At 48.5% G+C, this 24,451-nt stretch carries 19 protein-coding genes; 6 read left to right on the top strand and 13 right to left on the bottom strand.

Going from position 1 to position 24,451, the window contains the following annotated elements:
• Window positions 1-24 precede the first annotated feature (24 nt).
• The 3 genes from EUZ85_RS07870 to EUZ85_RS07860 all read left to right on the top strand — a co-directional run bounded on the left by EUZ85_RS07870 (window position 25) and on the right by EUZ85_RS07860 (window position 1,892).
• Window positions 25-480, top strand: coding sequence for a restriction endonuclease (locus tag EUZ85_RS07870; protein WP_371683247.1), 456 nt, complete (start codon window positions 25-27; stop codon window positions 478-480).
• 66 nt (window positions 481-546) lie between these two features.
• The gene (locus EUZ85_RS07865) at window positions 547-1,017 is read left to right on the top strand and encodes an RDD family protein (protein ID WP_127968775.1); all 471 of its coding nucleotides are present in this window, start codon (window positions 547-549) and stop codon (window positions 1,015-1,017) included.
• A gap of 50 nt (window positions 1,018-1,067) precedes the next feature.
• Window positions 1,068-1,892 carry a RimK family alpha-L-glutamate ligase gene (locus tag EUZ85_RS07860; protein ID WP_127968774.1) on the top strand — a complete coding sequence of 275 codons (825 nt, stop codon included), beginning with the start codon at window positions 1,068-1,070 and terminating at the stop codon, window positions 1,890-1,892.
• Here EUZ85_RS07860 and EUZ85_RS07855 read toward each other — a convergent pair.
• From EUZ85_RS07855 to EUZ85_RS07840, 4 genes are read right to left on the bottom strand one after another with little or no spacing between them, the layout of a single operon-like run.
• The gene (locus EUZ85_RS07855; protein ID WP_127968773.1) at window positions 1,889-2,242 is read right to left on the bottom strand and encodes a hypothetical protein; all 354 of its coding nucleotides are present in this window, start codon (window positions 2,240-2,242) and stop codon (window positions 1,889-1,891) included. The genes EUZ85_RS07860 and EUZ85_RS07855 overlap by 4 nt on opposite strands.
• 18 nt (window positions 2,243-2,260) lie before the next feature.
• Window positions 2,261-3,214 (bottom strand): sulfotransferase domain-containing protein, encoded by a 954-nt coding sequence (locus EUZ85_RS07850; RefSeq protein WP_127968772.1) that lies wholly within the window; start codon window positions 3,212-3,214, stop codon window positions 2,261-2,263.
• Entirely contained in the window at window positions 3,208-4,650 is a 1,443-nt protein-coding gene (locus EUZ85_RS07845; RefSeq protein WP_206618022.1) for a pyridoxal-dependent decarboxylase, read from the bottom strand. The genes EUZ85_RS07850 and EUZ85_RS07845 overlap by 7 nt, the downstream gene beginning before the upstream one ends.
• Before the next feature lie 11 nt (window positions 4,651-4,661).
• The gene (locus EUZ85_RS07840; RefSeq protein ID WP_127968771.1) at window positions 4,662-5,738 is read right to left on the bottom strand and encodes a monodechloroaminopyrrolnitrin synthase PrnB family protein; all 1,077 of its coding nucleotides are present in this window, start codon (window positions 5,736-5,738) and stop codon (window positions 4,662-4,664) included.
• Window positions 5,739-6,391: 653 nt separating this feature from the next.
• Here EUZ85_RS07840 and EUZ85_RS07835 point away from each other — a divergent pair.
• Genes EUZ85_RS07835 through EUZ85_RS31565 form a run of 3 tightly spaced genes read left to right on the top strand, consistent with a single transcriptional unit; the run spans window position 6,392 to window position 8,790 of the window.
• On the top strand, window positions 6,392-7,789 hold the full coding sequence (locus EUZ85_RS07835) for a TniQ family protein (protein WP_127968770.1): 1,398 nt from the start codon (window positions 6,392-6,394) through the stop codon (window positions 7,787-7,789).
• 13 nt (window positions 7,790-7,802) lie between these two features.
• Window positions 7,803-8,267, top strand: a complete 465-nt coding sequence (locus tag EUZ85_RS31570) for a winged helix-turn-helix domain-containing protein (protein WP_246842224.1) — start codon at window positions 7,803-7,805, stop codon at window positions 8,265-8,267.
• Entirely contained in the window at window positions 8,230-8,790 is a 561-nt protein-coding gene (locus EUZ85_RS31565; RefSeq protein ID WP_246842223.1) for an IS630 family transposase, read from the top strand. Before EUZ85_RS31570 ends, EUZ85_RS31565 begins: the two co-directional genes overlap by 38 nt.
• 113 nt (window positions 8,791-8,903) lie before the next feature.
• Here the strand turns inward: EUZ85_RS31565 and EUZ85_RS07825 are convergent, their stop codons facing one another.
• The 9 genes from EUZ85_RS07825 to EUZ85_RS07790 form a co-directional block, all read right to left on the bottom strand.
• Window positions 8,904-11,612, bottom strand: coding sequence for an ATP-dependent RecD-like DNA helicase (locus tag EUZ85_RS07825; protein ID WP_127968769.1), 2,709 nt, complete (start codon window positions 11,610-11,612; stop codon window positions 8,904-8,906).
• A 48-nt stretch (window positions 11,613-11,660) separates the two neighbouring features.
• Complete coding sequence (locus EUZ85_RS07820; protein WP_127968768.1) at window positions 11,661-14,714, bottom strand: type I restriction endonuclease subunit R; 3,054 nt, start codon at window positions 14,712-14,714, stop codon at window positions 11,661-11,663.
• Window positions 14,715-15,053: 339 nt separating this feature from the next.
• Entirely contained in the window at window positions 15,054-15,701 is a 648-nt protein-coding gene (locus EUZ85_RS31340; RefSeq protein ID WP_206618020.1) for an ATP-binding protein, read from the bottom strand.
• Between the two features lie 86 nt (window positions 15,702-15,787).
• On the bottom strand, window positions 15,788-16,531 hold the full coding sequence (locus EUZ85_RS31335; protein ID WP_206618018.1) for a helix-turn-helix domain-containing protein: 744 nt from the start codon (window positions 16,529-16,531) through the stop codon (window positions 15,788-15,790).
• A 9-nt stretch (window positions 16,532-16,540) separates the two neighbouring features.
• Window positions 16,541-17,713 (bottom strand): DUF4268 domain-containing protein, encoded by a 1,173-nt coding sequence (locus EUZ85_RS07810; protein WP_127968767.1) that lies wholly within the window; start codon window positions 17,711-17,713, stop codon window positions 16,541-16,543.
• Between the two features lie 4 nt (window positions 17,714-17,717).
• Entirely contained in the window at window positions 17,718-19,061 is a 1,344-nt protein-coding gene (locus EUZ85_RS07805; RefSeq protein WP_127968766.1) for a restriction endonuclease subunit S, read from the bottom strand.
• Between the two features lie 7 nt (window positions 19,062-19,068).
• Window positions 19,069-21,510 carry a class I SAM-dependent DNA methyltransferase gene (locus EUZ85_RS07800; protein ID WP_127968765.1) on the bottom strand — a complete coding sequence of 814 codons (2,442 nt, stop codon included), beginning with the start codon at window positions 21,508-21,510 and terminating at the stop codon, window positions 19,069-19,071.
• A 50-nt stretch (window positions 21,511-21,560) separates the two neighbouring features.
• Window positions 21,561-22,451: a WYL domain-containing protein gene (locus tag EUZ85_RS07795; RefSeq protein WP_241566987.1), complete on the bottom strand. Its 891-nt coding sequence runs from the start codon at window positions 22,449-22,451 to the stop codon at window positions 21,561-21,563.
• 157 nt (window positions 22,452-22,608) lie between these two features.
• The gene (locus EUZ85_RS07790) at window positions 22,609-24,186 is read right to left on the bottom strand and encodes a hypothetical protein (protein WP_127968763.1); all 1,578 of its coding nucleotides are present in this window, start codon (window positions 24,184-24,186) and stop codon (window positions 22,609-22,611) included.
• Between the last annotated feature and the right edge of the window lie 265 nt (window positions 24,187-24,451).

Here is a 24,451-nt window from a genome sequence, read left to right as displayed (position 1 = left end):
AGCGCGCCCTCTCGGGAAAACACAATTAACCAAAGCAAGGAACTTATTAAAGATAAGATTATTGCACTGGATGCCGACGAAATGGAGCAGCTTATAGCCACAGTACTGCGTGGAATGGGCTTTCGCGCTCGCGTATCGCCGAAAGGGCCGGATAGAGGAATAGATGTGTTCGCTTCACCCGATGGACTGGGTTTACAGGAACCCCGTATAAAGGTGGAAGTTAAGCATCGCAGCGGCACAATTGGCGCTCAAATCCTGCGTAGTTTCATTGGCGCTCTTCGTCCCGGCGACAAAGGCATCTTCGTCAGCACAGGCGGCTTTACGCGAGAAGCCCGCTACGAGGCGGACAGAGCAAATATTCCTCTTACTCTAGTTGATATCGACATTCTCGCGGAGCTGGTAGTCGACTATTACGAAGAGTTCAGTCTTGAAGGCAAAGCGCTTATTCCGTTAATTAGGATTTACTGGCCAGCTGAGTAGTTAAAAACCGATAATTAGACCGCTACATAACTTCAATTTAGATACTCGGATGTATAAGGTAATTCAATGAATCCCTACCAGGCCCCTCAGGCGGAATTGACTCCAGAAATTCATCAGGAAGATATGGACTATGTCGGTTTCTGGGCGAGAACCGGCGCCAGCATTATCGATTCACTGATTATGATGGCGATCACCTACCCGATTCTGATCTCTCTATACGGCTTCAATTATTTCGATGGGGAGACATTTATCGCAGGTACGGCGGATGCGTTGCTCAACTATGTTTTACCGGCGATCGCCGTCATTCTGTTTTGGGTCTACCGCTCTGCTACGCCAGGAAAAATGCTGGTTAACGCGGTCATTGTCGACGCCAAAACCGGCGCAAAGCCATCAAAGGGACAACTCATCGGACGTTATTTCGCTTACTACCTGTCATTACTGCCTCTGGGCCTGGGTTTCCTGTGGGTCGCCTGGGACCCGAAAAAGCAAGGCTTCCATGACAAACTCGCCGGAACCGTCGTTGTACGTTCCAGCTAAGTAAACCCAACCGCCCACTTTTACGTTATTGACTAAGTTTCGAGGACTCTATGGCTTCTATCATCGTGGTGAACGGCGAGCAATACTGGCCTAAATACCTGACTGGTCATGAGGTGCATTACCGTCGCCTGCAAACCAGCAAATGGCTGTATCACGAAAACCGACTGTGGGTGTTTGACGCCTCCGGCGTCGTGCGGGCGGACGCGGTATTATGGCGGCTTGGCGCGGTTAAGCCGGACGAGTCCCACCGCAGTGTGCTAGAGCTGATTCGTTTCGCCGGTATCCCCTGTGTGAATCCGGCGCGCACCTTGTTGCGAGGCTATGATCGTCTGTCAATGCTGGCGGAGCTGAGAGAAGCGGGGTTGACTGTCTCCCCTGACACCATCGCCATCGGTGAAAACCTGTTGGATAAAGTCGACCCTCCCCTGCCCTCGGTGGTGAAAGTCGGCAATTTTCACGGCGGTTATGGCAAAGCCCTGGCGGAAACCGAAACGGCCTGGTCGGATATCAAAGATCTGACGTTCATTTCCAACGATTACGTTACGCTGGAAAAATACATCCCCTATGTCCGCGACATCCGCTGTCTCGCTATCGGCGACCAGATGTGGGCCATGTCCCGCCGTGGCGCTCGCTGGAAAGCCAACATCGAAACCCAGGAGTTCCAGGTAATTCCTGTACCCGAAACGCTGCGGGAACAGACCCAAGTCGCAATGAATCACCTGAACGCCGACATACTCGGCCTGGATTTCCTGGAAGACGAAAACGGAGAGTTTATCTTGCTGGAAAGCAATGACATTCCCGGCCTAAGCGGCTTTCCCGAAGACGCTCTGGAAGCGCTGGCGAGGATTGTGAGGGAAAGAGTTGAGGGCGTTTAGGACTTTTGTAACGTCAATTCTGATAACGGCAAAATGGAGTTGCCGTCAGAACTGACACACAGATTTAAAGCTTTGCTATTTTCATCAGAGAAGCCAAATTGCAACCCAACCTGCCTGATAGCTTCCGCCACCAACTTCGGTGTTACAGAAAAGGGTGTGTCAGGAGTAGTCGCGGCAATCTCAGGGGAAAACCGCCACGGAATATTCATGTCTCTATCCAGCGTAAACCAAGGCGCTCTCTTTTCCCCTTCCCGCCAGACTTTCAACCTGAGCAGGTTCCATTCAACTTCATCAACTAACCAGACATATCGGATATCGTTGACAGTTATTAATCTAGTTCTGGAGTTCATATAAGAAACGTGCGATAGCTAAACGAGTACAGAAGATGGCGAATGGGAAGCGACTTTTCCGTGCTCCAGCCACGCAGCACATTCTGGCGATAGAGTGCGGGCGACGGCGTACTTATATTGAGCTATTTCCTGCTCCGTCAGTACATCCTTCCAGCGGCCGTTGCTTCCTTTATGAAAAAAAGCTTCCGGGCCACCCTTAAATTCCCCTTCAAATAAGGGAGCATATTTTTTGGCATCTTTCTTCATATTCTCAAATGTCACTTCTTCAGCAATTTCGGTTCGCCGGGTAGCAGAAAGCGAAACCTCAAGATGATCCGCGATACGCTGGATTTCCCCAGTCAGATCGGCCAGTAAGTCCGTAAAGTGCACAAAAAGGATATTGGGCAGATGCTTAAACTCCCACCAGCTTTGAATAAAGTGAAAATGTGACCAAAAGGGATATCCGTCCTGTTCCCAGTCAAACCACCCCTTACTGATCCAATCCGCCCAAAACTTTTGAAAGGTTTGCGGCCTGGGCGGGAATGACACCCCTTCATGGCTGTTTAAAAGAGCAAGCAACTCATCAGAGTAATTGCCGTAGTGGTTCCACAAAGACATGGCGATGTCCCGTCCATCGCGTCCCAATACGATATACCTGACCTGGGGGAAATAGGGCAATCCATCCAGGGGCAGATGAGTTTTAATAATACGGCGGTGCGGTTGAGCTTCCAATAACGCGATCAAATCCTGCAACGGGTCTTGCTGCGGATCGGTGCGCCAATCTAACCAGGGCGCGATATCCAGCAACGATTTTGGATTTTGATCAGGTAGCAACAATTTCACTGCAATCCACTGTGTCCATGTCGTGCCGGATTTAATGGAACTCGCTACGACAACATCGCCGGTACGGGGAGCAAATGCGTTCCAGCGCGTACTGTCCAGATGATGATGTTGATAAGTGCGAGAAACGGTGGGCAGCGATTGTTTCAGCATTTGGCGACCCTTTCCAATATATCAACCGCTCTGCGCACGTGGTGTTCTTCTGTTCGTATTTGCCCGACACAAAATCGTAATACATATTGTCCGTTTAATTTTGTGTGGGTCAGATAGATCTGTCCCTCTTTGTTGATTTTCTCGAGGATTCGCTGGTTGGTTTGATCGTCCCCTTTGTGGCGGAAGCAGACAAGGTTGAGGAAGGGCGGAGCCGCCAACTCAAAGCTATCTGATTCTTCTATCAAGTCGGTAAATAGCTTCGCTAATCCTACGTGTTTGCGGATATGCAACTGCAATCCTTCGATTCCGTAATAACGGATGGTCAGCCATAGTTTTAGCGAGCGGAACCGCCTCCCAAGCGGGATCTGCCAGTCTCGATAATCGATTACGCCACCGGCTTCAGTCGCCACATTTTTTAAGTATTCCGGCAAAATAGCGAGCGCATTGGTCAATGCTGATTTGTCAGCGACATAAAAGCAGTCGCAGTCATGATTGACTAACAGCCATTTATGCGGGTTAAAACAGTAACTGTCTGCGTATTCCAGTCCCTGATGCAGATATTGAAACTCAGGACAAACAGCCGCCGAGCCCGCCATAGCGGCATCCACATGCAGCCACAACCCTTCTTGCTGGCAAATACGACCGATTTCAGGAACAGGATCGACCGCTAACGATGAGGTGGAGCCTATCGTAGCGCATACAAAACAGGGAACCAGACCTTCACGTCTATCCTTTGCTATCTGCGCGGCGAGCACATCGGGGAGCATAGCAAAGTTATCGTTTACTTCGATTAAGCGCAGATTATCACTACCAAGACCAGTGATACGAACGGCCTTTTCTATCGAGGAATGGGTTTGGGTGGAACAGTACGCAACCAGTTTTCCCTGGTAGCCCGCCCGGTTGCTTCGTCCTTCGGTGGTGCGTTCGCGAGCCGCCAATAAAGCACATAAAGTGGCGCTGCTGGCGTAATCCTGCAGCACACCGCCCCCCGAGCCGGTGGATTTAAATTTGTCCGGCAGATCTAGCATATCCACCAACCAGTCCAGAACATGGGTTTCCAATTCAGTGCAGGCGGGACTGGTCGCCCATAACATACCCTGGACCCCTAATCCGGCGCATAACAACTCTCCTAACACCGAAGGTGCTGAACAAGAAGCAGGGAAATACGCAAAGAAATTTGGTGATTGCCAATGAGTCAGGCCGGGTAAGATGATGTTTTCAAGGTCTTTGAACACCCTCTCCAAAGACTCTCCTGCACTGGGAGGTAAAGGGGGTAATTGTGAGCGCACCTCATTTGGAGCCACCTGGGAAAGAACAGGGAAATCCTCCACCCGCTCCCAGTAATCAGCAATCCAGTCGATAATCTGGTATCCATGTCGGCGAAATTCCTCTGAGGTCATATGGGGACCTGTAGAAAAAGGAACTTTATTTTCCATAAAAGCTTTCCCTAATGATTTATTAGCTGTCGACAACTATTCCTTAATGCCGTTTTGATTCGCGCACGATTATGCTGTGTATACTCGGCCAACAGATTCAATATTTCCATATCATAACCGCCACTGCCCTGCGTATTCCGTACCCTTACACTAAAATTTTCCTCGGCCACTTTGATGTGTGGATATCGAAATTTAGCCAGCACAGTCAAAATCTCTAACAAGGCAGTGGCCACCGCTTCAGCCCTATACGGACTCATTCCTTTTAAAGCTTTCTCGGTTAGGGAAATATACGATTCCGTCAACCCTTGCTGACGCTGGTAATCTCTAATAATAGCGGGTGAATATTCGATATTGTGTTCGAAGTAGCTGCGGTAATCAGTATCAGAGCAATCGGCCCCCCACACAGCCCAATCAATAAGAAGCAAAGGCATTTGTGCTGCACTCTGCCCAACCCATGAACGCCCCCCTACCTGTAGTGGCTCAAAATAGGGCCGAAGCTTATAGGAAAAGACTTCCGGTGAAATTTTTCTCTTTACGGTAACAATCGATGGAGTCAAAACCTCCAGCCGTCCGGCGCAGCTATGCAATGCCTCCGCGCATTCCTGACTTTCAGGGTCAAACATTTCTCTTCCTGGAAGCAGGCAAAGTAGCTTCAAAATTTCCTCGATTGATATGGTAAGAAGTTCTATAAAAAGAAGTTCTTCATCCAAGCCGGTAAAGCTGCGCCTTCTTTTACCTGTTGGGTTACGTACGGTGTAACTGTAGAGATTGTCCCTCGGTATCTCTTGAGAGATTTTGGAAATATTCATCAAAAACGGCTCCAGCCCCGAAACCTCATTCAAACTTGCTCCATGCCTAACCAAAGAAGAAGCCAAAAAACCTAAATCTCTCGTCATGGCTTGCGCAGTTACCTGTGAGATGTGTTGCAGCTGCACGCCAGCCAGCTCCAGGCCATTTCCTTTTCTGATAATGCCTTTGACATGACATAGGCGATTGCAATGATGAAACTCATCCATAAAGAATTCATCTAGTAAGAACGGGTCAAGGAGGGATACTTGTTTCGTTGACTCAATCAATCCGTTGATCATTTTGCATCTTCCTGATTACGTGTAACATTTTGCCAAATTAAGCATGTACATCGTGACTATAAAACCAACGCCTCAGACCAACGATATATGGCCTTAGCGTGCGTACAGCAGGTTCTGTCTCAATTAGGAAAAGGCTTTAGACCTTTGCATCATTCGATGATCATTTAAAAATAGTACGAAATTCAACCAGCATCAAAGGACGCACTCATCAAAAGTGGTTACCACTCCGCCACCTCTAAATAGGTATGAGCTATGCCTGTCAGGCGTGCGAAGAGGCCTTCCCGTTTCTTTTTCGGCGCGACCTATCAAATATCGAGTGTCGTCATATCAGACGGAGGTTGGCTGGCGCCAAGAAACAAGGCTGAAGTAGCAGGAACAGCCGCAGAGGACGTAGAAAAAATTAAGCTGTGAGCCGCCACAGCATTTTATGTAAGTCCTCGCAAAAGCTTGAACAAAACGCCTCTACAGCCCGCATTTTTCGGCTCGATTCGAGATAAGTTTGAACAAAAATTTCGAGAAAAGATTGAACAACCCCCCAAAAAACGCCTAATGCCCACGTGCCACGCGGCTTCGACATAAGTTTGAACAAGTTTCTTACCAACCCCTGCTCACTATCTCTTCACAACCATGCGCTGAAATTCTATGCTCAAAACATGAGCAGACTACTAATTCGACCCCATCGACAACCCGATGAGTGCATGGTCAGTTATCTCATCCGGGTCAGCGAGCAAAATGGCTTTCACCATATCGGCCATTTGCTCCAGCATGCCGGTCTACCGTGGAAAAACCTCAGGATACCGGCCCACCAGATAATCACTGGAGAGTATGACATAGAGCCTTACTTTTCCAAGCTGGGGCTCGATTATACTTATCCAAGAACAGCTGACACCTTCAAATCGTCCCAAGAGCCACACTTTACCACCAAGATCTTCGTCAAAACTCCGAAAATCTGTCCGGAATGCCTCGAAGAGAGGGGGTATTCTTCTGATCTATGGAGTCACATCGCCTATACAGCCTGTATCAAGCACAAGCTGTTACTCGTCGATACTAGTCCCAAGACAGGAAAGAGCCTGAGCTGGTACCGCCACTCTATCAATGAATTCAGTGAAAGCGACCCATTCCCACCGGTCAAATCGATTCCGAAGGCCTCACCTGCAACCTTAGCCTTCACCAGGGCAATGACTCATCTGATCGAGGGACGTGACCCACCAAAATCGATTCCCGCCGTGCTTAGGGGCCTGAACTTCGCTGAAGCCTTGTCTCTAATCCATTTCATTACACACTACCAGTACCGGCTGTTCCACAAAACACTGTTCACACCAGCTAGTTTGGACAACCTGACTGTATCTCACCATTACACCCAGGCCTGGCAAGCCTTGAAACGCTGGCCTCATGGTTTCCATCTGCTGCTTAGCCAGTACATAGATAACCCGATGAGCGAACGTGGTCAGTCGGGTATCAACAAGCACTTCCGCGACATTCACGAAAAGCTGTATCGGCAGCGAGAGAACAAAGGTATTGCTCGCCTAAGAGCCGCGTTTGACCAATTCATCGAGATCAACTGGCCGAATGCAATTCAAACCCATCGGCTGACCAGAATATCTTTGTCATCCGATGAGCGCCCGCTAATAACCCAAAAAGAGGCACAACGCCTCCTTGATTGTCGAGAGCCTAGAATTCGTAGCCTGATAGCCCAAGGTAAGATCACGCTACACAAGTTCAAAGGCAAAGCCTACTTCAACAGAGAGGAAATCGATTCCCTGGCTCGGCTGTACCAAGACAACTGGTCAATGGAGCAAGCTGTCATTGAGACCGAACTTTCTCGCTACCAGCTTAAGCAGCTACTTGATGCAGGGCTTGTTAAAGCCTTGCAAAGGGCTGACTCACAGAACCGTGATTGGTTAATCTGTAAAAGGTCATGGCAGCGCATGATTAGGAACTTCAAAAAGTCCGCCCACCAAAATAAAAATTCACAGGGCAAATCGCTTAGCGGACTGCAAAAACAGGGCTTCATGATAACCGACGTATTTATTAACCTGGCATCGATATAGATATGATGCCCATATGATTATAGAAGACGCTCGCTCATTACCTGCCGCAGCGCAGGAAGAAAAAAGAAAACAAGCCGTGCGACTGCGCAAGCAGGGATACAGCTATCACGAAATAGCCGATAAGGTCGGCGTCCATAACCTGACGGTGGGGAAATGGATCAGAGCTTATGAAGCGCAAGGGTTTAGCGGGATTAAGTCCAGGCCCCGCGGACGAGAGCCCGGTTCGGGACAGCGACTGACGCTAACCCAGGAGAACCGGATCAGGCTTTTGATTACCGATAACAGCCCGGATCAGCTCAAGCTGGAGTATGCGCTTTGGACCCGTAAGGCGGTGCAGCAGCTCATTGCGCAGGAGACGGGAGAACAGCTGGCGATCCGAACGGTCGGCAATTATCTGGCCGCCTGGGGTTTCACGCCACAGAAACCGGCGAAAAAAGCGTATGAGCAAAAAGGGACGAGCCAAGGCGGAAGGGGCTGAGATCTATTGGGGGGACGAGACAGGGCTGCGAAGCGACGCCCAGCATGGGCGGGGCTATGCGCCCCAAGGGAAAACGCCGGTGATTCGCCTGAACGCCAGGCGGGAGTCGGTCAATATGATCTCGGCGATCAGCAACCAGGGCAAAGTGAGGTTTCAAATCTATGATGGAACGATGGACGCGGACCGGTTGACAGGGGTCATGAAGCGGCTGATCAAAGACGCCAGACGCAAGGTTTTCCTGATACTGGACAATTTGAGAGTCCATCACGCCAAGGTTGTGAAGGCTTGGCTTGAGGAGAATGAGGATCGTATGGAAGTGTTCTATTTACCCGCCTATTCCCCGGAATTGAACCCGGACGAATACTTGAATTGTGACTTAAAAGCGGGAGTTCACAGTGGTAAGCCGGCGCGAAAGAAAGGGGATCTCAAAAAGAAAGTTCGATCACATATGTGTATGTTGCAAAAGAAACCTTCGAGGGTGAAAAAATACTTTAACCACCCAAGCATCAAATATGCGGCATAGAATGCCTATATCGATGCCGGATTAATAACATGCTGGCAAGCTCAGAACTAAGCTACACAGTCAAAATATCAGAGAGTAAACCTTTGAGTTTTAAACAGCTGGATAATTTCAATTCAATTTCGGGTAACAGATAATCCACGCCGACTTGAAAGCAATGCCACATCCTTGTTTTTACTAACTCGCTGCAATCTCGCAATAACGTTATGCTGAGTTTCTGGAGTCCAAAATATCTTTAATCGATCACGAGTCCTAGTGATGGCGGTATAAAAAATACTATGCGTTATATCCTCCTCATTAGCGTCGGTAATGACCACCTTCACAGAATCATATTCAAGCCCCTGTGCTTTGTGTATTGATACTGCGTATGCAACCTGAAATGGCACCGTTATATTAAGTGAATCATCATCATCATCACTATTACTCATTTCATACACGCTAAAACGTACGGTAGACCCTACAACCCACTCCAGGTCAGTTCCTATAACATCCAGCTCAGTTAGTGGCCTATCAAGCTCCACATCAAATTGAATCCAACCTCGATCTCGCTCAATCTTAACAATCCGGCCTTTCAGGTTATTATAAATGACTGGTTTAAACCTCTCTGCATCAAAAAATAGAACCGGATCTCCCACCTTATACGTTGAGTCACCCCATATAACCGGCTCACTTGGGTTACCGCTCTGTAAGAATCGGTTTATGTTGTTTATCCCATAAAGCCCGTCGTAATTTAGGCACAATATTATCTCGTCATGTCCTTGTGATTGGAAAATACTGGCATCCAAAACAGAGGAGTAATTGTTTCTCGCCATCACCTCAGTCAGATCATCATCTATTGCCCTAACTTTGTTCCAAAATAGTAATAAATTGCTGTTCTGCGTTCTAAACGGTGTCGTTAGCTCAAAAATGGACGTATTTGGAATAAACGAACGAACCACCTCAAACCAGTTGCCAAACTGAATAGACTCAATTTGATAGACATCCCCAACAAGCACTATCAACTTAGCAGTTGTTTTTTCCAACACCTTTAAAAAATCAGAATTACTAACCGTGCTGCATTCATCAATGACGAGAAGGTCGTAATCTGGAGAAAAAGCGCTACTGCTTCGTATTTCGCTACTCACGGTGCGAAAATCTGAATTTTGTGCTGTAACCTTCCTCTTCAGGTTGTCAATTGCAGGATTAGTATGCGCGAGAAACAATTTCCGCTTATCGCTGAAGTAATGGGCAATGTGATCCACCATGGTGGACTTTCCAGTTCCAGCTGCACCATAAATCAGAGCAACTCTTGATTGGCTGAATAGCTGCTTTAATGCATGGCTTTTTGCCTGGTCATCAATATTTCGAGCAGACTCCCTCAGCCAACGAGTCACAGCATCACTGTAGCCAGCAACTCCCGCTGACGAAAACTCCGTAAGTTTGCTCAGAATCTTATACGTGTCCTCTTCATAACCGTTGATAAACACATGCCGTTTATCAATTACAAGTTTTCTAATTTCCCTATGTTTGTGATAGACCAAGCTATTGTAGTGACCAACCAATTGGTCGATATCCTCACCAAAGCCCTGGAGTTCCCCCACTGGGGTATACAAAATCCCTCGTGTTTCAACATTAGCCCTCACCCTACGAGCAAGCAGCTCATGGTGGCGCTCATTCACATCAATACAATCGGCAAGATCCCAAAACCTCGGGTTATGCCCGGGAAGTGATGTACAAAATGGCATTTCATCAAATGGTATGCAGCCATAGGAAAGCTTTAGATCTGATAGCAGACCGCACCCGTCTCGATGATATTGAGATTTCAATGTCTGATTGTGCATCCTTAAGAGAAGGTACCGAAGAACATTACAACCTGGGCGAGCATTGCTAATCAATTGACGCGCTTGATCTAACACAGGAAATATTTGGGGAGATGCTGTTGTACTCGTTGCCTCTGCTTTGAGCAGCTGATAGAGGTTGGCAGGCATCCCCATCAAATCTACCAAATTTCGATGCCCTTGCGTTAAAAACCCCATCAAATAACGGTATTCATTAGAAGATGTGCTTCCTGTTACAGAAAGACCTAATATTCGAGAAAAATTCTTTAATTCGCATGAACGAATCGATACCTCCCAGTCAAGGATCAGGGTTATCGGCATAATTTGCCCCAACACCTCAATTTGGGCACGCCTTAGTGTTAGGTTTGCGGCATATTTATCCGATAGATCCAGATCAGTAAAGGCGATAATACGGTCGAACTTGCTTACCTTGTTAACCGCTCTGCAAAAGGTAACTTCATAATATATTCGTCCTTGGGTAAAGAACGGGCGAATCCTTTGAATGTAGTAGCGGTCCGTTCTATCACCAGCCTGGCTGAAGCCTCGCATAGCATCGATTCGAGATGCTATTTTCTCATGGTACTCCCGTAACGATGGGTCCAAATCAATTGGGAAAGACTCAAGGTTGGGTATTATTTGAAGTGCGTAGTGTTGTAAAACGCAGGCCCTGATCCGATACAGATATTCGTAATATTTGAGCATCAATCGCTCTGATGCATCCCCATCCAATGTGTAATGCGACGCAATTTTCTGGATCAGGTTATGAAACCGACTGATAAAATTTAACCGTCCATTTCCCTTTACGTATGCAAGACCAGATTCAATTTGGTCATATCTAAATTCCGCACTTAGAGATCTGGAATTAAAAAGTACGGCTACCCCTTCAACCAGATTTCTAATTTGGGATAGCACATTCTGAGACAGAAGTTCGCGATTATCACTTAACACTGCAATGTTTTGAGTGATTGCGTTGCTGGCATTTTGTATTTGACTCTGCACTGAGATCATTCGCCGCACCCCCTTCGACGCTCAAACCAAAAAGTTAGCAGAAGATATTCATTTAGAAATTACCCGTTGCATACTCTGCATCCACGCAGCTTTAAAAGCGGCGTCCCCAGCAAACAATTTGTATAGCTCCAACTCGTCTTTCCGCCTGCGCAACATCACTTCCTTCAGCATTTTTTCAAAGGCCAGCTCCCGATTGTGTGGATCAGGATTATTCTGATATTTGGCCTCAAAATCCGGGTGCTGCTTGATGCTCTCGGCAATATTGATAAACTTCACTTTCTGCTCTTCAGGTGTTGCACTCCAACCCTGGAACCAGCGTTCATTGAACGTTCTAATGATGTCGTCCAAAGGGTCTGTTTGCTGGTCTCCACCGTGGGCGCCACGAGGATTTGGATTCTGGGGGTCGAGCTCAGTATCCGCCTCATCCAGTTTGATAGTGTGATTCAGTTTTACCCTTTGCAGGCCATAGGAACTCAAATCAACGGATTCCAATAGTTCGTCGATAGTGTTCGCATCCGGGTCTGCCACCTTCAGCTTGGGTATTAGGAACTTCAGGAACCAGAATAGTTTTTCCCATGCCACTATTTCATAGGGCATGATGGACGCCATTTGCCCGTAGATTTTTACGTACTGTTTAGCCTTTATTTTGAAATCGACTTTTTCGTCGTCTTCCAGTTCCAGCTCATGCTCGAAACGGGCCGCGGCTACATCAATGATGGGGCTTAATGTTTGGGCATCTTCGTTATTGAAGTAACGTTTTACAAAGTCCTCAACCTCGCACCACTCATACACACCCACGTCGTCCATTGCGTCCTTAAGTTCATGGAGCACGTTGATATCAGTGGCCCGCGACAAAGAAGTTGCTGTATAGAAGGGATCAAACGCGGCCTTCACATCATCAACTGAGTTGAAGAAATCCAGAATAAACAGGTCTTCGGTTTTCTTGCCCAGCTTGGGCGCGGAGCGGTTCAGGCGAGAAAGGGTCTGAACACAAAGTACCGACGCCAGCTTTTTATCCACGTACATGGCACAAAGCTTTGGCTGGTCAAACCCGGTGAGGTACTTATTGGCCACGACTAACAAGCGGTATTCATCGGTATCGAACTTGTCCTTGGTGTCGGATTCCGAAAATCCGTTGATTTCCGCTTCTGTATATTCAATACCATCAACCTCTTTCGTTCCCGAAAAAGCAACTAGCGCTTTGAAGGGATCACCTTTCGCTTCCAACAAGCGAGTAATGGCCTTGTGATACCGGATGGCTGTTTCAATATTCTGCGTCACCACCATGCCTTTGGCTTTGCCCTTGAGCTTCTTGGCATTGACTACCTGAGGAATGAAGTGCTCCAGCATGATTTCCGCTTTGGTATCGATGGTCTGCTGGCTACGCTCTACATAGGCTCGAAGCTTCTTCTGCGCCTTTTTGGTGTCGAATTCCGGGTTTTCCGCGATGGACTTTTCGATCTCGTAATAACTTTTATAGGTGGTGTAATTGGCGAGCACATCCAGAATAAAACCTTCCTCGATGGCCTGCTTCATGGAGTACAAGTGGAAGGGTGTGAATGTACCGTCTTCCTGCTTTTCACCAAACTTTTCCAAGGTGGTGTTCTTGGGCGTAGCGGTGAAAGCCAGGTAGGACGCATTGCCACGCATCTTGCGGGATTTCATGGCTTTGAGGATCTTGTCCTGATCGTCCTCTTCCTCGTCCTGCCCCATTACCCGGTTCATGTTGTCGTGTGCGGTGCCAGACTGGGAGCTATGCGCCTCATCAATGATCACGGCAAAGCGCTTCTCACTGAGGTCTTCAATACCATCCGCAATAAACGGGAATTTCTGAATGGTGGTAATGATGATCTTTTTGCCATTCTCCAGTGCGCTCTTCAGTTCAGATGACTTATGGGCCGGGGCAACGATATTTTTGACCTCAGAGAATTCCTTGATGTTATCCCGCAACTGCTTGTCCAGCAGTCGTCGATCCGTCACGACGATGACCGAGTCAAACAAAGGCTGCTCGATGCTTTTCCCATTCGCAACCTGCTGTGACGCCGGATAGGTCTCAATTAGCTGGTAGGCGGCCCAGGTAATGGAGTTGGACTTACCCGAGCCTGCCGAATGCTGAATTAAATAGGTATGGCCAACACCGTGTTTGGACGCATGCTCAACCAGTTTACGCACCACATCCAACTGATGGTAACGGGGGAAGAACAGAGTGCGCTTGGGCAGGGGGTCTTTGCTGCTGCCATCCAGCCGCACAAAGTGCTGAACGATGTTGGCAATGCTCTCCTTGGTAAACACCTCCTCCCACAGATACGCCGTCTTATGGCCATGCGGGTTTGGCGGGTTCCCTTTCCCATGGTTGTGGCCCTTGTTGAAGGGTAGAAAGTAAGTCGCTTGCCCGGCCAGCTTAGTGGTCATGTACACCTCATCGGTGTCCACAGCCATATGCACCAAACAACGCCCGAAATTCAGCAGCGGCTGACTCACATCACGATCTTCCCGGTACTGCTTCTGGCCATGGTAGCGGGCGGTCTGGCCGGTCCAGGCGTTCTTCAGCTCCATCGTCACCAGTGGAATGCCGTTAAGGAACAGCACCATGTCGATTTCCTGGAGCGGATTGGCGAGGGAGTACCGTACCTGCCGGGTGCAACTGAAGATATTGGCAGTAAAGTTCTGCTTAACCTTTTCGCTACTGCTGGCCAGGGGAGCCGGATACATCAGATGGAAGTAGGCGTCATCTACCGGAAGCCCCTTCTTGAGCAGGTGGAGAATGCCGTGCTTCTTCATCAGCCGGTCATAACGCTCCAGCAACTTGCGCTGCCAGTCTGAAGGACTGTGTTTTTGCAGCTTGGTCAGCTCAAGCTTCTGGGTCTGTTCCAAAAAGCGCCAAAACAGTTTTTCATCAAGCGCGTACTGAGCGTTAAAATCGGTGGGCAAGCCCAGTTTGAAGCGCTGATTGCCTACCAGATAGTCTGCAGGCGTCTCCTTGACCTGAGCTTCGGCACCCTCGGCAACGCCACCCGCTGCCTTGACAGCTTCTACGGTGGTACCGGTTAAAGCCTGCTCAATCGCAGCCTCCAGCGCCTGTTCGTTGGTATTGCTAACCATAAACCATCCTGCTCCTTAGTCGTTACAGCCCTAAGAATAGAGCCTCAATCAAATGAGAGTGACAATCTAACTGCTTGATTTATATGGATTTTGTGCAAATTCTCAGTCTTTTCGTCAAATGACCATCAAATGAGCTTGGCCAGATTTAGCTAAGGAAAAAATGTTTTCTTTAACTAAGCTACACCCTTAGTTAAAGTTCATATCATTAGCAAGAATCTATACCACGGTAGCTGTCTGCTGACTTCTGTCAAATGAAAACCAACCGTAAGCTATTGATTTTAAAGGGACACACCCTACCTGCACTGTCTCCTGTCAAATGGCCGTCAAATGAGAACGGCCTTATGCCCAGAAGGGGACATAGCGATAGGCCTTTCTATTCGCTTTGGGGTCATAGAGGTGAATCAGGCCAGCCTCCAGAGTTTGCTTGATCACTCTGCTTGCAACTGCACTATTACCCTCATCAATATTGAAACGCTCCCGAAGCGAAGTATTATTCATCGGCTCCCGATTCACGTATTTCAAACAACAATGCTGATAACAGGCCCTTATACGATCCTCAGACTCCATATCTTTAAAGCGTTTATATGTAAACAATACAACACGGGTATGCTGCTCTGTCTGTTCGAAGATGGGCGCAGGCAGCTGATAAACTTCAACCTGAGCAATAACCTTATCGACGCCACTACCCCGCTCTTCACAAATGTTGATTCGCCGCATAAACGACGCCAGAGCCTCATTTCGGCTTCGCGGAGGACTATCAAGGAACCGCTGCGTATCAACCAATGGCACTCCCGGGTTAGTAATCTCAAGCCTGTTATCAAAAAGCTCAATCATTGGGCCGGTTCCCGTCAGGCTGAAATCCTGGTGAATCATGGCGTTGGCTACCAGCTCACGTAGTACTAACTCCGGAAACACCGGGACTTCACGACGAAAGGCTTTGACGATTTCCTCATTAGACGGCAACAAGGCCTTCAAATAATCGATCAACCCTTCAAAGCCAACGGCATAGCCCTTATTGCCTTCAATTTCCCGAACAGTTTCGATGCGGCTGTTGCCACGATATAAAATGAGCCTTACCGCCTTACCGCCTTACGGCCTAGGTGCTGAAAGCTTTGCAATTTTTTCGCAAACAGAATGGCACCCAAATTCGCGATACCCCATTGACCACCCGGCATTTCCTGAATCAGTTGCTCTGCTTTTAATGCATTTAGAATTCCGGCGCGATTTTCCGGCAAGGGCAAGCCGGTTAGTTCAAAATAAGCAGGATAATCCAGCAACTTCAGAACCTCATCGGCACTTACGTTAGAGGCTGCCATTTGTCGTTCAAAAGGCGTTTTATCGAACACGCGCCATAGCGCACGCTCTTTTTCTGGATACTCCTTTAACTTCTTTTTATAGGAGCCGACACGGATGAACTCAACACCATCAAATTGCACCGGGTTATGTGCAGCTGCCTGCATTTCCAAAACAACAACAGGTAACTCGTTAGCACTGATGAACTCAAAAAAGCGAAAGTGAATCTTTGGTGATATTTTCTGTAGCAACCAACTTTCCAATTCCTGCTGTTTGTGGCGCACCGACGAAGGCTTGAACCTGGTGCCAATCACCTCATGGGTATTGTTCTCAATACCCCAAACCACATAGCCAGACTCCTTGCCCAGCAAAGCGGCCGAATTCGCCAACGCTGAAATATATTCACCAATCATTGGGGCATCATCGTTGTTATGCTTGAACTCCACCCACTCGGTTTCCTGCGGCAGTGAGCACAGTTCTTTTAACAAAGATTGTAAATATTCCAGGGGGCGATCTAATGTCATCAACGTAACCTACTCAAAACTCTGTTGCTTAAGCGCCTCGGCGGCTTTTTGCAGTGGCTTCTTCAATGCCTGCTCAAACTGGGTCATATGCTTAACGTGCCAGGCAATAGCATCAGGCCAGTTTTCCTGACTGTACCCGTCTATTTCTTTCGAAAACTGAATATTCGAAGCCTGTTTATCATCCATGCGTCTCCATGTAAGGGCGCAGCCAAAATCGCGCTCAATAGACTCTTTGTGCTCATTCAAATAATCAAACAGGAATTTGTTTTCCTGCTGACTACTACGCTGCAAACTCAGGTCAACACGCACTTCGGACTTACCAAAAATCAATTGAAAAGGACACTGCCTAACCCCCGAACCCGCCGACAGCCAGTGATCCTTACTCGGGTTGATGTTTTCGTATAACCGACAGGTACTATTCTGAAACGCCTCCAGCGCTTTTTCCCAGTACTTCAACCTGACTGAATGGCGGTTCTTTACCACCACTTCAGTGTTTTTCTCTTCCGCCTCTTTGGCATTGATACCAATCATTAACTCTTTGGCTTCCGGCGTGGGGATGATCTGATCGATGTTAATCAATAGCTGCTCACCCAAGGCATAGGGTGTGATTTTAAAGCACTGAATGCTGATACCCTGGCCTAACAGCCACAGGGCCGTACTGGTGACTTCTTTACGGAAGTTGGCAGCCACCAATATAATGCGCTGGCTGTTGCCCAAGTTGAGTTTGACTTCATCCAGATCGGGTGCATCGAGAAATTCGCAAATACGGGTCGCAGCATCGATTGGTTGGCCCGCCTGAGCGAGTGACTCACCGGCTTCAATCGTTGGCAGATATCGGTGCAAATATTGCTGATAAATCTCGACAATCTGGCCTTTGGTTAAACTGGCGCAGTAAGAGGCATACTTCAGCGCCTGCCACACCACATCGCGGCCACTGTCATCCAGTTTGTTTTCGATAATCACCAAATTGCCATCCTTATCCAGCGCCAACAGGTCGAGGCGCTCGCGGGTATCGTCAAAGCCATCAAACTCTTTCTGGATAATCAGCAGCTCTTCGCCCAGCGCATCGGGCTGATGGGCCAGCCACTCCTGCAAGTGTTTGCGCTCGGTAAAACCCAGCTCGCTGAAGGTCTTGATTTTTACCGGACTGATGCGATTGGTTTGATGGTTGACGGTAAACATTGCCCTATGCCTCCACTGCACCCTGCGCATTTCTGTCCATACCGACCATCTCTGGCGTGACTTTTATTTTTCCTGTTACGGCGCTGTTGATCAGGGTGGTTTTGTATTCTTTGAGTTTTTCAATTTGTGATTTAAGTTGAGCAATGCCGTCATCTGTTTTGATTTTCTCTACCTCTATAAACTTAACAATCTCCGCCTGCTCACTCGCTGGCGGGACCACCATGAATCTGGAGGCTAAATTGTTATATCGTATTCTAACCGCACGCTGCCGAACGGCATTGCAAATCACCTGAATATACTTCGCCAACGCCATTTCACGGAGCAGATAGGCAAAATAATATTGAGATATTCCAGCTCTATTAGGGTCGCAAATCACGTACTCTGGAGTGCACTTGCCATCGGATTCAGAAACACCAATTGCCCCTTCAAATGCATCCATAGAATTTAGAACAAGCTGCCCTTTCCTAATGCCTTGATAGCCGCCTTCTATAATGGCTTCGGTGTATCCATCCAATCGGCGATTCGAGCGGAGAGTGACCTGGCCATCTCGATACGATGTGACAACTCCATCATCCTTTTGAACTGGGAGCCGACTTTGTGAAAATAAATTTTTGAACCGAACCACGTCCCAATGCGCCGGAATACTCCCAATCCAATCCACACCGGAATCTTTCATGGGCACATTGGGGTCAAGCCCCTGGGTGACGGCTTTTTGGATAATGATTTGCTTACGCTCTTTCAGCAGGGCGATCTGCTGTTCTTTGATGGCAATGGCTTCGTCGATTTGGGTAGTTTTTTTGTCGAGGAAGGTGGCGATCAGCACCTGTTCCTCAAAAGGAGGAAGCGTGACAGGGAAGTCTTTCAGAGCACTTGAGCTAAGCTCTAGAAAAGTGGTTCCTGAACCAATACTATTAAGCTTTTCTGGCACTACTGAAAAAACAAAGTACAAGAACCTCTTCTCAATGAGATCTCTCAAGACGATTGATTTGCAACCTTGATTTGTACAAAGGCTAACACCAGCAATCGTCACTTTCCCAATAGGTGCTCGACAAGTAACAATCAAACTTCCAGCGGGAACCATAGTAGTTCCACAGCTTTCATAGCCTCTCTTAGTTAGCCTTCGCGCGGAATCGAACAAATATTTAACATTATTAATATCTGTCGGTGCCACCCAAACAACTTCGCCATCCCAATAGGTTGCAACCCCTGAACTAGGTGTAGCACCATTTATTACGGTACCTAAGTTTTTAATTCTTTCAACAGACCACTGAAGAGGTATCTCCCCAAGCCAATCAACACCAGAATCCCTATAAACCTCATATTTCGGCAGTTCAGCAATACTCACCATACCCATATCACCCCTGCACCCGCTCAACATCTACACCCAGAATCTGCGCGATCAAGCCCTCGGCCTTTTGTTCCAGGTTGATAATATCTTTCGCAACCTCTTCCAATGAACGCAGCGGCTTATGGCGGTAGAAGTATTTGTTGAAGCTGATTTCGTAGCCGATTTTAACGGAATCAAGATTGACCCAAGCTTCATCCACATGGGGCTTTACTTCATCCAGAAAATATTGATGAATGTTTTGCGGCTCATCGTCTTTCCGCTCTTGTTTATAAGAGAGTGACACCGATTCGCTGTCGCGCAAGTCGCTGCTGGCTTCATAGGTAATGTATTCGTTTTTCTTATTAGTTGGGTAGAGCCCGAAATCTCGCAGTTGCGCTTGGGTGCAGCCGTAGCGCTCCAGCAGTTCATCCAGCTTGTCACCGCTGAGTTTTACCACTTTCTTAATCACTTTAGCGGCAGATTCATCGTACCAACTCACCGCATTCAGGATGGCGTTCTTTTCGGTGGCAGAGAGTTTGACCTTAAGCGCCTTCAGCTCTGCATCCACCTGATCTTTAAACAGATTGAAGTCATCAAACTCATCACTACCTATTGCAGCCATAAGCGCCTGGGCCGTCTCGTAAACCGCTTTCAGGGCTAGCCAGTGCTTCACATCCAGCAGCTTGGCTTTAGCCTTTGCGTTCAGGCTGATGTCGTTGTCTTCACACCAGGCAAGGACGCTTTTCTCGATGGATTTTAAGAAGCCCTTCTCGTAAAGCTTCTCACCATATTCGGCATACAGGTGTTCCATCACTTCGCTTAACTGCTTGTCAAAACGCAGGCTGGCAATGCGCTCTGCGGTGAACTGGGCTTTACGGCGATCGGGCCGCTCGATGGTCACTTTGTAGTAACCGAAATCCTCATTGCGGAATACCTGGCTGGCAATGCCGATTGGGTCGCCCATCCCTTCAGGTGAAGAGCCGTCCAGCTCTCGCTCTATAGCGGCGCAATCCAGGTAGGTGCGAGTGATCTGTTCGATATGCTCCGGCGCAAATTCGCAGTTCTTGTTGCCCAGGTTTTTGCGCAGCTTTCGATACAGCAGGCTGGCATCAATCAACTGCACCTTGCCCTTGCGGGATTCCGGCTTGTTGTTATTGAGTAGCCAGATATAGGTGGTAATGCCGGTGTTGTAGAACAGGTTGTTGGGCAACTGCACAATGGCGTCGAGCATGTCGTTTTCGATAATGTAGCGGCGGATATTGCTCTCACCACCACCGGCATCACCGGTAAACAGGCTGGAACCGTTATGGACCGACGCAATGCGACTACCGTTGGCGCCTGTGGCTGGGTCTTTCATTTTGCTGACCATTTCCATCAGGAACAGCAGCTGGCCATCGCTGGAGCGCGGTGTGGCGTCACACTCTTCGATATTGCCCCAATAGTCTTTGAGTTTGACCTTAAAGCGCGGGTCAATCACGTCACTGCCGTCTTTGATGTATTTTTGCTCCGATGCCCAGCTTTTGCCGTAGGGCGGGTTGGAGAGCATAAAGTCAAAACGCAGGGAGGCGAATTCATCGGTGGACAGGGTGGAGCCGACCTTGATGTTCTCGGGGTTGTTGCCCTTGATCATCATGTCGGATTTACAGATGGCGTAGGTTTCGTCGTTGATTTCCTTTCCGTAGAGGTAGATGTCGCGCTGACTTTTCGCGGATGGGTCGGCGGGATACTTTTCCTCAATAAAATTTTGCGATTCGGTGAGCATTCCCCCACTGCCGCAAGCCGGGTCATACACGGTCAGCGTTAATGGAATGCTGTCTTTGATCGGATCGAACACCAGGTGGGTCATCAGCTCGATCACCTCACGTGGCGTGAAGTGTTCCCCTGCTTCTTCGTTATTTTCTTCATTGAATTTTCGGATCAGCTCTTCAAACACATAGCCCATGCCCAGGTTTGAAAGCGCGGGCAGTTTGTAGCCATCCGGGTCTTCGGCTGCTACAGGTGTCAGGTTGATTTTCGGAGAAATGAACTTTTCCACCACATCCAGCAGCACGTCTTTATTGGCCATATGCTGGATTTTGCTTTTCAGTTCAAAGCGCTCGATGATTTCCTGCACGTTGGCGCTGAAGCCATTGAGGTATTCATCAAAGTTGGCCAGCAAAATCTGGCGGTTGTTGGTGGCGGTGTTGTGCAGGCTGGTGAGCGTCCATTTGGACACGTTGTAGAACACGTAACCAGAGGCTTCTTTAAGCGGCTCTTCATCCAGTTCGGTGGCCTGCATTTCTTCCTTCTGGTAGCGCACTTCTTCCAGTACGGCTTCTTTGGTCGGCTCCAGCAGGGTGTCCAGTCGGCGCAATACCACCATCGGCAGAATAACGTCACGGTATTTGCCGCGCACGTACACATCGCGCAGGCAGTCATCGGCGATGTTCCAGATAAATGAGACAAGTTTGTTGTGTACGCTGTGGTCCATTGTGTTTCCTGGTGTTTGAAATCAGAGTTCAATTTATTTAGCGATTTGATTCAGCCCGGCGGTTGCTCGGTTCTGCCGGGGGCCAGAATCAGGTTTTGCACGCCGTATAGCGCCTGGCTATTACGGAGCCATAACTGGTATTCGGGGCCTGTAAGCGTGTGGGCCGGTGAACAGTCCACATGCCATTGCCGCAACAGGTACCCAGCTGTAGCGGCTCGAATCTCGACCTTCATTACGCCGCCGTCCATACCGTAATCCAGCTCGATGGCTTCCTGGTGCTGAATACGCGGGTGCGGCACCAGTTCCAACTCGACAAAGCGGTTCCACTGGCGATCCTGGCTTTCGGTTTCCTGCTCATCGATGGCGGAGGCTTCTACCAGCGTGGCTTCTTTAATGCGGGTGAGCACAAAGTCGCGGAATTCGCCGCTCTTGCGGTCGAACCCCCGCACATGCCAGCGCAGGCCGTTATCCACCAGGGTGTGGGGCACGATCTCGCGCCGGGACTCACCGCTGGACAGGGATACATAGGTAATGGCCAGGGGCTTGGCCTTGTGAATGGCTTCGGTCACTTTGGCAACGGTGGCCAGGCTGGGCTGGTTCAGATGGTACGGGGCTTCACAGGCCAATGGCGGCTTGAGCTTGCCGGTAAAGCCGTCGCCATAGCCCTGACTGATGGTGGCCAGGGTGCGCACCACGTCGTAGTCGAACAGGGGCTTGAACTGGTCTCCACGCAGGTGGGTTCTCAGCTTCTCGTTATAGCGGATATTGGTCGGTGCGAGTTCACGGTACTGGGTGAAGTCCTTGGTGGCCTGGGCGGGCGTGATACTGAAGCGATCCACCAGGTCGGCACGGTTGGCTTCCCCCTTGAATAGCAGGGTGAAGTCGATGTGGGCGATGCGATCGCGCTGGGCCTGAGTTAAATCCCGAAGCGTGCTATTCATGCTGCATGACCATAGACTGAACATGATACCTAATAGTTTTTATTAGGTATCATCCTATCACAGCATTTCTGGCTTGAGATATAAAAAATTGCCCTTTGGATTGGGTGTGTTTGTCACCCGGAGGTGTGGGGCTTTGCCGCAAAAACTCCACTAAAATCTAAAATTGGACGTATCTTCCCGCCCGAAACATATCGAAGGCAGAGCGTAAATTCTCTTCAGTTGGTTCAAATTCCCGCAACCAGCGTATTTTTAGCCCAACAAATCGCGCCCACTCAACGCCTTTCTTGAACCGCCTCATATCCTTGTTCTTTGCTGCAAGCTCGACATAAAGGTTGATTAAGTCATATTGCTTTCTACCAGCACTATATTTCGCATGATTGAACGCACTCTCTGCAAAGGGCATTGCTCCTTCATAATCCTCGTTTTTATATCGGATCACTGCCCTGAGCCAAGGCCCAACCCACTTCAACTGCTCCTCAAGGTCTTGCTTCTTTAGATCAGTTTCATAGCCATCAACATCAAGATCAGTCAGCGCCGATGACTTTAAGGTGAGGGCACGGCCAAATGCTTCAACAAATCCATCAGGGATTTTCTTCTGATAGCGCTCCTCTAGGCAGGACATACATGCCCGCACAGGATATTCACCAAACTGCTTTATCAATTTTCCTTCAGCAGCGCCTACTGCTTTTACCTCTCCACTGCCATCAAGAATCTCTTGAATCTTTGCACCGCACCCGTACATTCGATCAGCGACCTTTCTCCAGTATCTATCAGAAATCTGATACCAGACTGCATCCTGTTGGGACCGCAGGCCTTGGTACTTTTCTAGAACCCCTTCAACCATACTACGGTTCATCTGGACTTCGCTTTCCAACCACTTTCGGCGCTTCTGATAGCTTTCGATACACTGTTCTAAAAATGCTACCCCAAATGATTTTTCAATTCTCTTGGACAGGTCAGTGGAGAGCCGTGCGATAAAAAGTATGCAGTAGAGGTTGTCTCTGTAAGCTATAGGAAAGTTGCGCCTTTCAAATTCCTCCTCGCACACAGCCAGATTCTCAAAAGCTCGGGAGAAGGTCCAATGCAGTCCACCCCAGGATGGCACATGCGATCCTTTGAGCCACTTTCTGGCATTCTCGATGTTCTGCTCTTGCTCTGAGTGATTTGCATCTTTGGCTCGATTTGAGTAATGGAATCTATCCAGTTTTATATCAAGCAGGTCATAAATCCAACGCATTACTTTGGCAAGGGGCCAGCTGATACTCCCATTTTCTACAGTGGGAAGATACCAGTCATCATCAGAAGGGTAGATGAACCCCAGCCCAGCCATATTTGTTCGAAGCAAATGCTTGGGAACAGAGAACGCCAACCGAGGGATCGCATGATTGATACAAAACCATTCGATCGTTTCCTTTTCAGAGAGGAATGTGCCATCTGACTTAATCGTCGAGTTGTAGACCTCATACACATCCCACAAGGTTTCGCAGATCGCAAACCGGATTTCATCGCGCCTTACAGCACTTCCAATTATTTCGGACAGCTCGGCGATGATTTCAGTGATGTTCTCCTCCAGCCGACCCTCTTCATTCGCAAGTCGCTGAAGTTTCTTCTGAATTCGCTTTTTCGCGGTCTCATCGAGACTTTCGATATCACTCCTTTTACGAGGCAAGACACCTAGGACATCAACGGCAAACCGAATCGTTTGACCAAGTGATGGGAAAGAATAGTTGGTCATATAGATCTCTTTATCTGCCAGTCTCCGTCGACGATCCGACGGAGACTGGTGGTCTTATTTCCTGTTTGGATTAAGTTGACCACCGCGATTTCCATGAACCATGGCATTTGCTCTGTTCGTGCCTTTGGTTCCCGAATTGGAGTTCAGTTGGTTCGCATGGTGATTGCGTTGCTGCTGGTTCATGGTACTGCCTTGCTTTGACTTAGACATAATGTCTTCTCCATCAGTAAGTTGAGAACCGATCATAAGCCTTACCTTTCCCAAG

This window comes from Hahella sp. KA22 (assembly GCF_004135205.1).
Taxonomy (GTDB): domain Bacteria; phylum Pseudomonadota; class Gammaproteobacteria; order Pseudomonadales; family Oleiphilaceae; genus Hahella.
This window is presented reverse-complemented; position numbering and strand designations above follow the sequence as displayed.